This window comes from Pseudoalteromonas sp. G5_S1_14_S5 (genome assembly GCF_054968605.1).
The window spans coordinates 1-15624 of record NZ_JBQKUM010000009.1; the positions used below are offsets into that span (position 1 = coordinate 1).

At 43.7% G+C, this 15624-nt stretch carries 15 protein-coding genes; 9 read left to right on the forward strand and 6 right to left on the reverse strand.

Features of this window, described 5'->3' with window-relative positions:
- The first annotated feature begins 839 nt into the window (after positions 1-839).
- Positions 840-1106 carry a hypothetical protein gene (locus ACTRWI_RS04325; RefSeq protein ID WP_499129619.1) on the forward strand — a complete coding sequence of 89 codons (267 nt, stop codon included), beginning with the start codon at positions 840-842 and terminating at the stop codon, positions 1104-1106.
- Positions 1107-1153: 47 nt separating this feature from the next.
- Positions 1154-1588 (forward strand): hypothetical protein, encoded by a 435-nt coding sequence (locus ACTRWI_RS04330; RefSeq protein WP_499129620.1) that lies wholly within the window; start codon positions 1154-1156, stop codon positions 1586-1588.
- A gap of 83 nt (positions 1589-1671) precedes the next feature.
- On the opposite strand, the gene ACTRWI_RS04335 is transcribed toward ACTRWI_RS04330, so the two are convergent.
- A complete protein-coding gene (locus ACTRWI_RS04335; RefSeq protein ID WP_499129621.1) occupies positions 1672-2187 on the reverse strand; it encodes a cytochrome b in 516 nt (171 codons plus the stop codon).
- Positions 2188-2463: 276 nt separating this feature from the next.
- Between ACTRWI_RS04335 and ACTRWI_RS04340 the strand changes: the two genes are divergently transcribed.
- Positions 2464-3303 (forward strand): tetratricopeptide repeat protein, encoded by an 840-nt coding sequence (locus ACTRWI_RS04340; RefSeq protein WP_499129622.1) that lies wholly within the window; start codon positions 2464-2466, stop codon positions 3301-3303.
- Positions 3304-3444: 141 nt separating this feature from the next.
- Positions 3445-4695, forward strand: a complete 1251-nt coding sequence (locus ACTRWI_RS04345; protein WP_499129623.1) for a peptidoglycan DD-metalloendopeptidase family protein — start codon at positions 3445-3447, stop codon at positions 4693-4695.
- A 147-nt stretch (positions 4696-4842) separates the two neighbouring features.
- Here ACTRWI_RS04345 and ACTRWI_RS04350 read toward each other — a convergent pair whose 3' ends face one another.
- Both ACTRWI_RS04350 and ACTRWI_RS04355 read right to left on the reverse strand, forming a co-directional pair.
- A complete protein-coding gene (locus ACTRWI_RS04350) occupies positions 4843-5163 on the reverse strand; it encodes a heavy metal-binding domain-containing protein (protein WP_499129624.1) in 321 nt (106 codons plus the stop codon).
- Positions 5164-5187: 24 nt separating this feature from the next.
- The gene (locus ACTRWI_RS04355) at positions 5188-6135 is read right to left on the reverse strand and encodes a LysR substrate-binding domain-containing protein (protein ID WP_499129625.1); all 948 of its coding nucleotides are present in this window, start codon (positions 6133-6135) and stop codon (positions 5188-5190) included.
- A gap of 91 nt (positions 6136-6226) precedes the next feature.
- On the opposite strand from ACTRWI_RS04355, the gene ACTRWI_RS04360 reads away from it, so the two are divergent.
- A complete protein-coding gene (locus ACTRWI_RS04360) occupies positions 6227-7237 on the forward strand; it encodes a DMT family transporter (protein WP_499129626.1) in 1011 nt (336 codons plus the stop codon).
- Positions 7238-7241: 4 nt separating this feature from the next.
- On the opposite strand, the gene ACTRWI_RS04365 is transcribed toward ACTRWI_RS04360, so the two are convergent.
- The gene (locus ACTRWI_RS04365) at positions 7242-10256 is read right to left on the reverse strand and encodes an HD domain-containing phosphohydrolase (protein ID WP_499129627.1); all 3015 of its coding nucleotides are present in this window, start codon (positions 10254-10256) and stop codon (positions 7242-7244) included.
- 312 nt (positions 10257-10568) lie between these two features.
- Between ACTRWI_RS04365 and ACTRWI_RS04370 the strand changes: the two genes are divergently transcribed.
- The 4 genes from ACTRWI_RS04370 to ACTRWI_RS04385 all read left to right on the forward strand — a co-directional run bounded on the left by ACTRWI_RS04370 (position 10569) and on the right by ACTRWI_RS04385 (position 14156).
- Positions 10569-11315, forward strand: a complete 747-nt coding sequence (locus ACTRWI_RS04370; protein WP_499129628.1) for a phosphatase — start codon at positions 10569-10571, stop codon at positions 11313-11315.
- 144 nt (positions 11316-11459) lie between these two features.
- On the forward strand, positions 11460-11855 hold the full coding sequence (locus ACTRWI_RS04375; protein WP_499129629.1) for a cytochrome b562: 396 nt from the start codon (positions 11460-11462) through the stop codon (positions 11853-11855).
- Positions 11856-12158: 303 nt separating this feature from the next.
- Complete coding sequence (locus ACTRWI_RS04380) at positions 12159-12509, forward strand: hypothetical protein (RefSeq protein WP_499129630.1); 351 nt, start codon at positions 12159-12161, stop codon at positions 12507-12509.
- A 111-nt stretch (positions 12510-12620) separates the two neighbouring features.
- Positions 12621-14156: a PepSY-associated TM helix domain-containing protein gene (locus ACTRWI_RS04385; RefSeq protein WP_499129631.1), complete on the forward strand. Its 1536-nt coding sequence runs from the start codon at positions 12621-12623 to the stop codon at positions 14154-14156.
- 110 nt (positions 14157-14266) lie between these two features.
- On the opposite strand, the gene gloA2 is transcribed toward ACTRWI_RS04385, so the two are convergent.
- Together gloA2 and ACTRWI_RS04395 are read right to left on the reverse strand one after the other, a co-directional pair.
- Complete coding sequence (gene gloA2, locus ACTRWI_RS04390) at positions 14267-14650, reverse strand: SMU1112c/YaeR family gloxylase I-like metalloprotein (protein WP_499129632.1); 384 nt, start codon at positions 14648-14650, stop codon at positions 14267-14269.
- Positions 14650-15582 (reverse strand): LysR family transcriptional regulator, encoded by a 933-nt coding sequence (locus tag ACTRWI_RS04395; protein WP_499129633.1) that lies wholly within the window; start codon positions 15580-15582, stop codon positions 14650-14652. The genes gloA2 and ACTRWI_RS04395 overlap by 1 nt, the downstream gene beginning before the upstream one ends.
- Positions 15583-15624 lie beyond the last annotated feature (42 nt).

Consider the following 15624-nt stretch of genomic DNA (forward strand, 5'->3'; position numbering starts at 1 on the left):
AAGCTATTGCTCACCGCCTGAGCACGGTACGTCACTCAGACACCATACTAGTGCTAGAAAAAGGTGAGATAGTTGAAAAGGGTAATCACCAGCAGTTAGTGGCGCACAACGGAATTTACGCCGGCTTATTGAAAGAGTCGATAGTGGAAACCAATGAGCCAAAGGCAACTGAAGCCTAGGCTCTACTAAAATCGATTTATTTGTTGTCAGAGGCCCAATAAACCCCAGTCATCGCACTGGGGTTTATTGTTTTTAGTCGGGCATAACTTTTGTTTATAAGCGATATAACTCACCTCACCCCAAAGATTGATGTGAGTGATATAGATTCTGTATAGGTAACGAACGATAATATTAGGATACGCTTTCATTCTCAGTAAAGGACTATCGAGATGTGAGTAATAACATAACTCTATAGTTTTAGTAGAGCATGAAAAATACCGAGTTTAGCTTGAGCCCCTATATTGTTGTGATGACAGAAGGGCTTTCTATCTCCTACACCGCCAAGCTCAAGATGCCCATTGCAAGCACGGATTTGGTAAAAGTAGTCAGGGTTCACTCCTCTGATCGTTCTAGATTGCGTTGCAGAAGAAAGTATCAAAACCGTATTAACCTGGAGGACTACAGGGTATGAATTCTAGTTAACTATCTGAGAAACGTGAGGAGTGTAGGGGCGTTACTTGTGATTTTCGGTAAATGAGTCGCTGAAAATATACATAATTTACGATCATTAATATGTTATTATCTCCCTACTACTTAAGGGGTGTCTTAGGGCATCGGGATGTATGCGAGCAAAATTATGTGCTTGTGTCAGTCACTTTCTGGCGAATATGGAATTGAAAATGTTGTTGGAAGAAGTTGTAGAAATCATTGAATTAACCGACTCAGACCATTTATCTCACGCAATGGACTTGTTTAACGAGCATGGCTTTGTTTCCGCAGAGCATTTACCTTTCATGCCGGTGGTTTTTGAAACCGCACCTGAGCACCTTGCGAAGAAACTATCGCAAATTGGCTTCAAAGGTTTAGTGCAAGTAGAGAAAAGTGAGGGCGCAGCTGGCTTTATCATCGTTGACGCTCAACGAGCTCAGCTTAGCAAAAGCGCGTGATCAGAAACGCTCAATAATATCCGTCATGACAATTTGAGGTTAACACAGTGACAACAGCTACCGTTTCAGCAACAGAGCAACAGATCTCCAATGAACATGCACTTTTGGGTGCGTCGTTAATAGCGTCCCAAAAAGTAGAGTTGGCGCTGTTTAATGTGATCTCTCAATTAGCAAAAACCTTGTCAAAAGATGCTCAGAAAGAGCTAGGTTTAGACTTAGAGACCTTTTTGAGAGAGAAGGCGTGTCACCAAGAAGCAACACTCAGCTTGTATGAACAGACGTTCGGTGAACAACTACCGCTGAAAAAAAACGAACTTAACGATTTTATTTATCATAGAAACGTAGTGACTCGCAGCTTTTGGCGAGTGACTGGTGCTGATGTTAAGGGTGGTGAGAAGCTAGCTAACCCAGAACTTTACCTAAAAGAGTTTCTTGCTAAATGTGAATACTGGCAAGTGATGCTTGATAACCAATCTAAGTAATCACGCCGAAAATGAAAGCCATAGCAGAAGTGCTATGGCTTTTTTGTTGGCCGCGATTTAAGTCCAAAGTCTCACAGTATTATTTAAATCATCATTTTTAATACATAGTTCTTGGAGACGAAGTGGTGTTTAAGTGCTGCACTAATATGTAAAACAATCAAACAAGCTAGGGCAATGCAACTGATACGATGTAAATAAAAGAAGAAGCTGTTGATTGCTGGGTTGGTAATTAGATTTTCGACTGTGGTTAACCAGAATAGAGAGTAAGGTTGTTCCAGCATTAAATAGCCTGTACTGAACACCATAAACATGGCGAGGTACATTAAAGAGTGAGCAAGCTTAGCCACACACTTTTGCCCCTCTGGTATTGATGTTGGCATGCTTGGGGAAGAGCGAAAGTGACTCCAGATATAACGAACCACGAGCAATGGTGTCGCAGTGGTCGCCAATGACATGTTAAGCACTGATAAGAATGAAAACAGTTCTGGATGACTGGTAACATAGTGCATCACATAACCTGCGATTGTGGCATAAATGATTACTGAAGCCATTACCCAGTGCAGCACACGGCTTACTAAATCGTATCTTGGATTATTCAAATTAACCTCGCTCTGATCGTTATTAATATAAGTTTCACCTCGATGCAATAAATCAAATGACTCTATATTCGCATCGCAAATTAATTATATAGAACAGTATTGCTTGGTATTTTTATAATTTAGAAATTAATGATGTTGCTTCAGGTGTTTTACAATTATCAATGATGTTTTAGAGTGTTAATTCCAATATGGATAAGGCAAACTTGCCCACTTCCTAGCTTGTATGCCTATAACGAGATACAGTTAGGTTAAAGATAAATATATAAGGAATGTATAATGCTTCGAATCTTATTGATTGCAGTTATCTCAGTGTTCAGCACAATGAGTTTTGCAAGCGATGAAGTTAAGTACTCTGAGAAAGAGTATTTGGATAGACCATTGATGGAACGCTACGTTTTAGATGAGTTGAAGAAGTTGCGAATGGATCAGCAAGATCTTGAAAGGCGCTTAACAATTCAGATGACGGATCGTGAGCTGGCTGTGGCTGATAAGTCCCTCAATTATGCCAATGTCACCGTTACCTATTTCTTCTACATTATTGCAGGTGTAGCGTCTTTAATCGCCTTAGTCGGTTGGCAATCGCTCAAAGAGCTAAAACACACCACCAAAGAGATGGCAGATCAACGACTCAACACTATCGCTCAAGAGTATGAGAAAAAGTTCAACGTGCTTGAGAGAGACTTGAAGCGTAAGACAAGAATCATTTCAGAAAACAACCGAGAAATCGAAATCATCAATGAGATCCACAATCTATGGTTGAGGGCGCAGAATGCTCAAACCGCGGAACAGAAAATTGAAATCTATGATGAGATTTTGAAGGTTCGTCCTGGGGACTTGGAAGCATTGACATACAAAGCAGACGCAGCGATGGAGATTCAGGAATACCATTGGGCGATGAGCTTATGTAATCGCGTGTTAGAGGTGGATGATCAGAACGCTCATGCTTTATATCAGCGGGCGTGTGCTTACGCTAGGTTGGGAGCGGAAGGGCAAGCGATTGATGACCTAGAACGCTCTGTTGAAGCCAGTGGCTCAATGCGAGAGTTGTTGGCTGAAGAACCGGACTTCGAAATGCTTCGAGGCTTAGAGCGTTTTGAGGCGCTTCGTGAAGAATAAAGCTTTGATGCTATAGTGGGTTTCTTAAGCCCACCATTTTTTGTACTTTCAAAAGAACGGTTTTTTACATTTCGTTTGTTTTTTTGATTTGATTGTTATGTTATAACAATTTTAAGTTCCTTGTTATAACTGCTAATTTTCATGAAGTACCTCCGCATTATCCTGATTGTTGTTGCGATCAGTGCATTTTCACTTGCCGCTTTGCTCTCTTTTCATCCTGAACAGGAAAAAGAAATATCAATAAAAATAACGCCTTATCAAGAACTACACAAGGACGGTGAGGAACAGGCACAAACTCAGACTAGTTCATTAGTTAAAATTCACTACCTTGTGAAAGTAGGGGATACCCTTAGCAACATCTTTTCCTCTTGGAATCTGCCTTATGAAACCGTTCATAAGATCATGGAAGCGGATCTTGAGTCTTTGAAACTCGATACAATCAAGCCCGGTGATCATTTAGAATTACTCTTGGATGGCTACTCTAAACAGCTTGTGGGGCTGATTTATCACGAGAGTCTGGTTGAGCAAGCGAGCTTTACTCGAAACGATGATGGTAGCTTCACCTATCGATTCAACGAGATCCCAGGTGAATGGAAAGAAAAACTCTATGCGGGCAGTGTTCACGGTAGTTTTTCAACGTCTGCATATAAAGCAGGGTTAACTACCGCTCAGATAGCTAATATTACTCGCACGTTGAAAGATAAAGTTAACTTCGCTCGTGAGCTAAGAGCAGGTGACAGCTTTAATGTATTGGTCAAAGAGCAATACACGGACAATCACCTAACGGGCAAAACAGAAATTCAAGGTATCTCCATTCAATTAAGAAATCGAAAAGTGGCGGCGTTTTTGGCGCCTGATGGTCTCTTCTACGATAGAGAGGGCAATAGCCTAGAGCAAGCCTTCGATAGATACCCTGTCGACAGAAAGTTCCGAAGAATCACCTCATCGTTCAACCCGAAAAGAAGGCACCCAGTGACAGGCCGAATCTCGCCGCACAATGGTACTGACTTTGCGACGCCAGTGGGCGCTCCGGTATATTCAACGGGTGACGGCCGGGTTGTAGCGCTCCGTGACCACCCGTATGCCGGCAAATACTTGGTGATTGAACATAACAGCGTATACACGACGCGTTATCTTCACTTGAGCCGATTCTTAGTTAAGAAAGGGCAACAAATTAAGCGAGGCCAAAAAATTGCGCTATCGGGTGCCACTGGCCGTATTACTGGCCCACACTTGCACTTTGAGGTGTTGGTTCGTGGTCGAGCTGTTGATGCGATGAAGGCTAACTTACCGATGGCGAGCTCGATTATGCCTAAAGATAGAAAAGAGTTTTTGGCTCGAATTGCTTCTTTTGATGCCATGCTCTCTGAGCCCGCAGAGCGCGCAAGTTAAAGATATTCAAACCTAACTTGGCGATGCATACAAAAATGCCCCTTAGTTAGCGATTTGGCTAAGGGGCTTTTTATAGAGAATCACATTATTGCTTTCCAGGCTACAAGGCTTGCTGGTTAGCTGAGCTCAGAATCAACCAGTAATCAATTAAGCAACAACCACCGCAGTACCACTGGCAGATACCATTAGCATGCCGTTACCTGTGCCAAGTACTTCATAATCGATGTCGACACCCACGACGGCGTTTGCTCCGGCTTCAATGGCTTTCTGCTCTAACTCTTTGAATGCATAGTTGCGTGCTTTCTCGAGTTCCTTTTCGTAGGTGCCAGAACGTCCACCAACGAAATCACGAATACCAGAAAACATATCCTTGAATACGTTCACCCCTAAGATAGCTTCTCCGGCAATAACCCCTTTGTAGTCGACAATGCATTTACCTTCGACAGATTGTGTGGTGGTAATGATCATAATGGCCTCTTGTAAGTAACGGTTCTATTGAATGTTATCGTTATTCTCTACTTGTGTTCTATCGTTAAGCGTCATGTCTGAATTGGCAAATTCATGTCTTAACCATGTTCTCAGTTGTAGCACACTTTCTTGTTTTAACTTGTTTTTTGGGCAAACAAAATAGAAATCTTGGTGTGGGTTAGCGACTGGCTCGCCAAGCTCAACCAGCATACCGTGACTAATATCATCTTTTACGAACAAGCGGTGAGTGACCAATACGCCAAGTGAACGAATGGCGGCTTGGACTGCTTGAATCGATACATCAAACGTTAGATTACTGTGGAAACCGGGCATTGGGACTTCATAATGGTCGCACCATACTTGCCAGTCGTGTTTGCGCCTAGGGTTAAAAACACCAATTGTATTGTTCTGTTCGACAAGCTCTATGACGCTTAACTCTTTATTGTTCGCAAGTAGCGTAGGGCTACACACCAGCACCATATCATCATCGCCTAGTTTTTCGCTGTGGTACCGTTCCCACTCATTGGGTTTGCCATGCACAAGAGCAATATCAACACCTTCTTGTTCAATATCGAAAGGGCCCGTTAGTGTTGAAATACGAATATCAAGTGACGGAGCGAAAGCTTGAAAGTCTGGGACGCGGGGGATCCACCAGTGCATTGCAAGCGAATTCACCATATTGAGGGTAATGCGATGGTCATTGGGCGTCCTTGCAAGTTCTTCAGTCGCCTCTATCACCTGCTCCAATGCAGGAGCGACTTTGCGGTAATACCGTTGACCTGCGGCATTAAGGACAACACGGCGACCTACTCGCTGAAACAGAGGTCTATTGACCTGTTGTTCTAAAGACTTAATGGCTTGGCTTACTGCAGAATGGCTGACATACAGCACACGAGCGGCATCGGTCATGCTACCAGTTTCTGCAACAGCAATGAAAGCGTAAACGGATTTAAGCGGGACGAGTTTTTTCATTAGTAAGTTTTCCTTACAGTTATTGTTAATATTACTCGCTATTTTTAATGACGTCACGCTTCTAAAATAGACTGCATAGGAGGTGATAATTATGTCTGATATTACCAAGGCGACGACTTTCATGTTGTTGTCTACGTTCAGTTTGTCTTTAAGCGGTTTAGTGGCGAAGTATTTATCGGAAGTGATGCCTATTTCAATACTGAGCTTTGTGCGTTTCTTCTTACCTAGCTTGCTCATATTCTTGTTTCTTATCTTTTCTAAAATCAGCAGGCCTATAGGAAGTATGTGGAAGCCACTGGTCATGCGGGCGATATTCATGGTGGCATGTCAGTGGTGTTTTCTTGCGTCGTTACAAACTTTAACGCTGGTGGAAGGTGTGGTGTTATTTAGTACTGGGCCGCTATTTATTCCTTTGTTAGAAAAGTTAATGTTTGGAACCAAAATTCATACAACAACCATATTTTGTTTAGCGATAACCTTTTTCGGTGTTGTGATGATGGCTGGGGATTGGTCGCAGTTGAAATTTTGCTCTGAGTTCTTGAGGCCTGAATTACTGCTTGGTTTGCTGGCTGGAGTATTCAACTCAGCGTCACAGGTGAGTTTGTATCGTGCTTCTAAAACCAGTCTCACGCCTGCAGAACTTAACGCTTGGACGTTTTTAGTTGCAGCAATATTGGTTATCCCGATGTTGGTATTCACCTCAGTACAAGGCGTTTCTGGAGTGCAAGCAGACTCAAGTATTCTTAATGCTTTAAAGATGGTTGACCAAATAGGCTGGATTGGAATAGGTGCATTTGGACTGGCGCTATGTACTGTTAATACACAGATCTTCCGCTCAAAAGCTTACAAGCTTGCGGAAAGTGGTTCTCAACTGGCTCCGTTAATTTTTACCAACATGTTGTTTAGTGTACTGTGGCAAGGTGTGTTCTTTGATGATGTATTTTCTACTCAGCAGTTGGTTGGTATTAATCTGATTGTCGCTGCGAGTATCACAAACACCTTGTTAGCGAAAAAGCACATTAAAGCTAGGCAAGCATCTAAGCCGACGAGCAGTTCTAAAGAAAGCTCGATGTTGGGGTTACAGCCAATAGCTAAGCGCTAACCGTTTAAAAGAGTGAGCGTATATACTCTTTTACTTTATCGATATGTTTCATTTCATCAACCTCGCATCGTTGGTTTGGTTCAAGGAATTGCTCGGCGTATTTGTCGTAGATCTTGTTTTCTAGAAATAGTAAATAGAGCTTAGGGTCGATATGACCGCTGGTGGCCATGTCGGTCATGATATTGAGCGATTCACTGAGTAGCTTTCCTTTTTTATACGGACGATCGCTCGAAGTCAGGGTTTCAAACACATCAGCAATTGCCATGGCTCTCGACGGTAGAGGTAACTGGTCTTCGCTTACCCCTCGAGGGTAGCCTTTACCATCGATGCGTTCATGATGCCCACTGGCGATTTCAGGAATATTTTGTAGGTAAGGTGGGTAAGGGAGCTTGTTTAACATGGTGAAGGTCTGAATGATATGGTCATTAATCATGAAGCGTTCCTCTTCGTTGAGAGTGCCACGATTGACCTTTAAATTATGCAGTTCGCCTTGGTTGTATTTGACTTCTCCCGGCTTAAGAACGAACTCTTCTTGCCACAATTCTGCTGGGTTAAAGCCGTTATCCCATGGGATTTTGTGCTCTGGTTTATCTGCAAGCAGTGGTTCCATTACTGGTAATGTCTGTTCACTGTTATCTGGTGCAGCATCAGCAGATTGCGATAATTTCTGCCACGACTCGTATCTCTCTTTTTCAGCCCAAGATATTCCAAGCTGATCGTCTAATGTTCGTTTCCATTGACGTTTGGCTATTTGGTCCAATCGCTCGAGTTGCGCTTCTGTCATTGATTCTCCGCCTAAATTGCACTGCGCAACGAAGGCAAACTCTTCATCGAGTGCTGATAGAGTTTGCTCGAGGATCTGTAGCTTCTCTTCCTGATGTTCACCGTTCGCCATCGCTTTCCAATAGTCGGTTTCAGCTTGCTGTTTGAGTAACTCAAACCGCATGCGAACTTCGTGGATTCGGTCGTATATGGTCTCGAGTTTGGTTGCTTTTTCTACCAAATACTCTGGTGTGGTGACTTTCCCGCAGTCATGCAACCACGCGGCTAACATCAACTCTTCCCACTGTTTGCTGTCCAGAGAGAACTGAGGGTAATAACGGTCGTCATCGATAGTCGCCTGGGTTAACCATTTGGTCAGCTCTGGGACTCGCTGGCAGTGACCGCCAGTGTATGGGGATTTGGTATCTATCGCAGAGGCTATCAGCTCAATGAAGGCGTTGAGCATGTCTTTCTGTTGCTGCATTTGGTCAATGTTGTCTTTGGCTATTTCCGCAAAGCTCAATAGCTCTCTTAAAAAGGCATGTTTATCCGCTTGAGCTTTGGTTATGGGTCTTTCATAGCCAATCGCCACAATACCGACTAACAGTTTTTCACGGCTCAACAACGGGAACAGGTATAGGTCTGAGTTGAAGATTGAATCTTGATAGTAGTTGAGTACATTGTCTTCTCGATTTAAGTGGATGGTCTCTCCCGACTTGAGTTTGCACAGTAACCAAGGTGTGTGTTTGATGAAGTCATTGATGTCGGCCTTAAAAGGAATAATCGCTAGGTTAGCGGCGGTATCAAACACATCTTTCTCTTCTGATTGAGTAAACAGCACAATGGTTTCGGCTTTGGTAATCAGATAGCTTTGATGAGCAATGTTCTTGGCAAGTATCGAAAATTCCTGATTTCCCGCCGTGTCTCGCAGAAAGTTGATCAGGTCATGAAGTGTGTGTTCCATCAATTCAATGGAGTGGGCGAGGTTCGCGACCTCTTTGATCATGCTCTTTGGGTCATGAGTACTACGGAAATCGAATCGTGCGATGTTGTCGGTAAGCTGCATCAAGGTATTGAGTGGCTGGGACAGGCGATTAGCCATAAGCCATACGATACCAAAGCAGATAAACAGCATCCCAATCGCGACGGCGACCTGTTTGTCACGCATCGAAATAAGATCGGAAAGGAGCTCATTGTGTGGTGTTGCTTCTGCCAAATAGAGAATCACGTTTTGGGTGAGCTCAACCGGAGTTAAGGTCAATGCCCATGTGTTTAGGTTGTACTCCACGTTTTTTAGATCGAGATTAAATTTCTGTTCATCTGAGATCAGTGGACCCAAAACAGATGCTTTTAACGCCTCCATTTGGTCTCGTTTAGGAATGTTGAAGAAGCTTTGCTCTTGCTCACTACCAGAGAGCTTACCTGTGGTTTGCCCATTACCAGTGTTGGCATTTCTCGCCTCGAGTGTGAGGTTCGAGGTCTTTAGATTAAGTTGATGTTGACCAAGAAGGTTAAAGTGTTTGTCGAATAGAGCGAGTTTAGTTTTCGGAGAGTAAGCCAGCTCACTGATCTGAGAAGAGAGTGAACTTAGCGTGAAGTCAGCGCCCACCATATGTTTGCCATCGGCTGAACGCCTAGAAAGCGTAATGCCATTGGTTTTTAGGAAATAAAAAAGATAGGGCTCGGATAGGTGTATTGATCCATCTGGCTTTGCATTGCGATACCAAGTACGAGTCGTTGGGTTGAATTTACTCTCGCTTTGAACTGTGCTGATGACCTGGTGTGCGCCATCGAGGTAGGTAATAAAGTTATCACCATCCAAATTAGTGCTACTGACCATCATGGTCGCCTTGGCAGGGGCGTTATTTTCGGCTCTTTGTTTATTGGTGCTCAAGGGGCGGTAAATTCTGAAGTCACCGTCCTCTGAGCCATAGAAGAGCGCGACCAAATTAGTATTCTGTTTGAAGATGATATCAACCGACGCTATCCAAGACTCCTTTTCGATAGAAGCACTTTGCTGATTAACAAACGGGCTCACTGCCATCACATTCAATGTGGTAATAACCGGTGCTATCGCTTGTTTGAACACAGACTCTAGCTTGTCGCGGTGCTCATTACTAACCTCGCGAACAGTTCCTAATAGCAACTCTTGAGAATGCCTATAGCTTATTGAGATCAAAACAGCACCGACAAATGTTGTCAAAATTAGGAAAAGGCTAGTGATGTGTATACTCAGCGGATAACGTCTTCGTCTCATCTAACACTCCAGCGTGTGAACTGGTTTAAGTATTGACGAACTTGGGTAGGTTGCAAAAAATTGGCTCAATTATCAGGCTAGCCTGTCGCAATGATAATGAAGCAAACCGATAGAATATTGGGTGAAGGTTGCGGTGACAGTCTGCCTTGTAGCAACTAGGCAATTAGTTATGAGAAAGCGTTAGGTTAAGGTGCTAATTGTCACTTTGTGCTGATAAACTGGCTCTATTGAAATCATAAGGCACTCAATTCCAAGCAGAGGCTTTAGGTTTATTTTCTGAAAAGTTTAGATATCAAGAGAGGGCATTGATTTATGGAATTAAAGATAGACACTCACACCCATACATATGCCAGTGGTCATGCTTATAGTACATTGATTGAAAATGCTAAATCGGCAAAACAAAACGGCCTTGCTATGTTCTGTACCACTGATCATTCAGAGTCAATGCCGGGCGCGCCACACTACTGGTTCTTTAGCAATCAGCGTGTACTTCCTCGTTTTATCGAAGGCGTTGCGATTATTCGCGGCGTTGAATCAAATATTATGAACACTCAGGGGGAGATCGATATACATCCAAGTGTTGATAAGAACTTAGATTGGGTGATTGCGAGCTTTCATGAGCCTGTATTTCGCCCGTCAGACTCCGCAGCTCATACTGAGGCTCTCTTAAATGTCATCAAAGGTGGTCGAGTCGATGCACTCGGTCATTTGGGTAATCCTAATTTTGATTTCGACTTTGAAGCCGTCATTCAATGTGCGGTAGAGCACAATGTCGCCATCGAGATAAATAACACGACACTGAAAGGCAATAGCCGCGTTGGTAGTGTCGACCGCTGCTACGAGATCGCGAGAATAGCAAAAGCAAAAGGGGCATTTATCACATCGGGTAGTGATGCTCATTTTTGCAATGATGTTGGTGGTTTGGTTCTTGTATCTGCGCTGCTTGATAAGGTTGGCATTGACTCGAACAAGGTTATTACTCATTCACCGCAGCAATTCTTATCGTTTCTTGCGTTACGTGGTCGCAACGAGATCCCTGAATATTCGGCGCTTGTTTAAGAGAATGTCGGCGGGTTTGCATTTCGACACAATCAATTTTTGTGCCTGACGGATTTTTGTATACACTAGCCGAAAATAATAAAGTCGAAGCGCTGCAATAATGAAGGCGCTATCTTCAAAGTCACAGTTTCACTTGGAGAAACAATGAAAACTCGCTCAATCCTTTTATCTGGCCTAATCACTGCAGCAGTAATGTCTGGCAATGCATTTGCTAACGTTGACCTTAAGAAAAACATGCAAGAAATGAAGCTTGCATTCAAACAAGCGGCAGAAGCTCAAAGCATTGAAGAGATGCAAAAACCTATCGTTCGTTTAGATACGCTAGTGGCAGAGCTAAAAACGGGTGTGTACCCAGTAGAGAAAGAAGAAAACTTCATGGAAGGCTTCAAGAAGATCAGTCTATCGATCGATAGCATTGAACAGAAGCTAGACCAAGGCGATTTCGAGGCAGCAAAACAAGAGCTGCGTACGATTGATGGCCTTCGTGAAGAGTACCACGACAAGCGTAACCCAAGTATCTGGAGCAAGATCTTCGGTTAATGGATTAATCTGGAGCGTTTGCTTGTTAGACAGTAAACAAAGCCCAAACCTCAAGATTCGATTTCTAAAATGCCGCCTATATTTTCCTTTATTGGAAAATGTAGGCGGCGTTTTTTATTGGTGGCTTTCTAACCGATAGCTTTGCACGTATATGAATAATATGGGCTATGTTCTATTCGCGTAACCAGTTTTTAACTAAAAAGAGTGTGCGTTGGCTTCAACTTTTTAACCTGGTGTTAATCTTTACGTTTACCTATATAACAAGTGCCTCATAATAAGGGAAATTTATAAAGATTTGGAATAATGCGCCGAACCTCGTTCAACCTCTCTATGTTACTTGCCACTGCGTTAAGCTGGGCTTTAGTGACTTTAATGCCTGTTATCAATGCTCATGGTAATAGTGCGGGAGTGTGGGCGTCGCTGTGTACGGTCAATGGCTTTGAATTGGTTCAAATCGAAGAAGGCGAGCCGAATACTCATAAAGGTAAGCCGTGTCCATTTAGCCATTTTTCCACATTTCACCAAGATGAACTTCCAACTACACTACTCACAACTCGACTGAGTTTTATTGTCTCAGACAGCTACGTTTTTTGGGCTCTAAGCGAACGCTATTCGAGACAAGCCCCACGTGGCCCTCCCTTTGTTACTGCTTAAACCTCACTTATTAAAATAATTAAAAAATATCGTATTAAGTAAAGTAAAACATGCCTTAGTGACTTTCCGATTTTTCAGAAGGTTCGTTTGCGCATGTCAAAGGAAATAATAATGTTGAGAAATGAATCTCAAACTAATGTGAAGGCACAAGCGACTTCGCAGTCTACAAGCAGTGCAACAAGCAGTTCGAAAACCGATATTCAAAGCAAAGAGCGCATTAAAACCCTCTATTTTCTCACGTGGCGCTGGCATTTCTATGCTGGGCTGTTCGTTATCCCGTTCATGCTGATGCTAAGTATTACTGGCTTAGTCATGTTGTTTGATGATGAGATCGAACTGGCTTTTCATCAAGAGGCGATTGAAATTGCAGTATCTGGTGAGCCGATCAAAGTTTCGCAGCAGTTAGCGGCAGTGCAGAATCAATATCCACAAGGCTCAGTGACACAGTTTGTACCAAGTAAAGCGCCTGATTTGGCGAACCGATTTTCAGTTTCTCTGGAAGATGGCGCATCGGTTTTCGCAACTGTGAATCAATATACAGGTGAAGTCATCGGTGAAGTACCACGCAGCGACAGCCTGTACCAGTTGGCAAACGACATCCACGGCACGTTATTGATTGGCGATTGGGGTGATTATCTGATTGAAGTTGCGATCAGCTTGTCGATTCTGTTGCTCGTCAGTGGCATTTACCTATGGTTGCCAAGAGACAATGCGAGCCGCGTAGGCTTTCTTAAGTTGAGATTGTCATCCGGGACAAGGGTACTGATGCGTGATTTGCATGCGAACATAGGTGGCACGTTATCTCTTATTCTGTTGTTGTTTATCCTTTCTGGTTTGGCGTGGACAGGCTTCTGGGGCGGTAAGTTAGTGCAAGCGTGGAGCACTTTCCCTGCTCAAATGTGGGATGATATTCCGCTGTCTGATAAGACACACGCATCCCTTAACCATGGCTCGGAAGAAGAGCTTCCTTGGAACTTGGTACAGACACCATTGCCGTTGTCTCAAGATAAACCTGCCGAACATGTCCATCATGTGGAAGAGGAGTCTGAACCTCATGATCACTCTAAGATGGGCGATGACCACTCTATGCACGTCATGTCTGCGCGTAGCTTTGCCATTGATGATGTCATTGCAAAAGCACGAGCTCTTGGCTTCACTCAGTACAAGGTGAACTTCCCACGTTCAGAAACCGGTGTGTACACGGTGACAGCGAACACGATGGGCGGTGATATCATCGATCCAACGCAAGATCGTACCACGCACCTAGACCAATATTCTGGTCGTATCCTTGGTGAAGTGACTTGGCAAGATTACAACTTTACCGCTAAGACATTAGCGGTCGGTATTTCTCTCCATCAAGGTGATATTAGTATTATCAACAAGCTTTTAAACGCCTTGTTCTGCTTGGCATTCATTGTGGTATCAGTAACTGGCGGTGTGATGTGGTGGATGCGAAGACCATCAGGTCAACGTAAGCTTGGCGCGCCACCTAAGTTTGGCGATGCTGGTCTATGGAAAACTGGCTTGGTGAGTGTTGTGGTTATTTCAGTGCTATTTCCTCTCGCGGGAGCAACGATTGTAACAGCTATGATTTTGGATTGGCTATTGTTCTCACGGGTTGAGAAGTTCAAAACGGCGTTGAGCTAATTGAACCAAACACGGACCTTTTCAGCTTGAGAAGGTCCGTTTTTTATTCTATCGGGAAGTTGATTGATCAAGAAACTTTAGATTTGATAAAACCTATTTTTGATAAAGCTCTATATTTCATAAAGCTCAAGCGGCAGGCCGTCTGGGTCTGCGAAAAACGTGAATGACTTCCCCGTAAATTCATCTACTCGAACCGGTTCGACGTCGATTCCATGCCCCTCTAAATAACTTTTTACTTGTTGAACGTCCTCAACACAAAAGGCTAAATGCCTCAGTCCTTGAGCTTCTGGAAAGCTCGGCCTTTCAGGTGCATCAGGGAAGCTAAACAACTCTATTTGAGCACCATTGGGTAATGCCAGATCAAGTTTGTAAGACTGGCGCGCATCTCGGTAATTCTCTGCAATCACTTCCAGTTGTAAAATTTCAGTATAAAAGCACTTAGATACCGCGTAATTGGAACATATGATTGCCGTGTGGTGGATTCCTTTTAGCATCAGTTTATTCCTCCTGCTAACTTGTCACCCAAGTGTTCCATCGCGTAGTCAATGAACACGCGAAGGCGGGCGGGCATGTATTTGGTTTGTGCGAACTGCATTGCTATAGCGCCGTGATAGTTACTCTTGATGGTCCAGTTATTCAATACTTGAACAACGCTGCCTTCTGCTAACGCATCTTGAATCACGAAGTCATGGAAGATGCCAATCCCCAGACCTTCTTTCACGCCTTTAAGTCGCATTTGAGAGTGGTTCACTGCGTATCGACCACTAACGGAGACGGTGTGAAACTCATCGTCTTTGAGAAAGTCCCAAATATGGTCTTTGTCTGTTTCTGCTAGGTACAGACAATCGTGCTGACTCAGATCGGTTGGGTGGGAAGGTGTCCCTTTGTGACCCAAATAATCAGGGCTCGCGCACAGCACTAAGTTGGTTTTACCTAGTTCTTTTAACACCAAGCTCTCATCGGGCTTATCAGTGAGTCGAAACGCAATATCGATGCCTTGGCGTAGTATGTCGATATCACCATCAGCAGCGCGTAACTTAAGTTGGATCTCTGGATACTGATTAAGAAATGGCACCACAAAAGGCTGAAGTACAGAGTTCAAAAACGCTTCTGGCGCAGCCACAGTGAGTGAGCCAGAAGGCTCGGTATGATCCGAGGTAGATAATTCAACCGCTTGCTGTGCTGCGTTAATCATGACAACGCTCTGATCGTAAACTAATTGACCGGCCTGAGTGATAATAAGCGTACGAGTGGTTCGCTCAAAAAGCTTTACTGACAGTGCCTTCTCTAAACGCGTAATGAGCTTGCTGAGTGCAGAAGGCGTTACCCCTAATTGCTTGGCTGCCGCAGTAAAACTGCCTTCGTTTACCACTAGGATAAATGAGGCGAGATCGGGAAGTAAGGCGATGAGTTTGGGATTGACCATAAGTATCCATGAGAGTCAGCGATGAGCGTGATAGTAATTGTG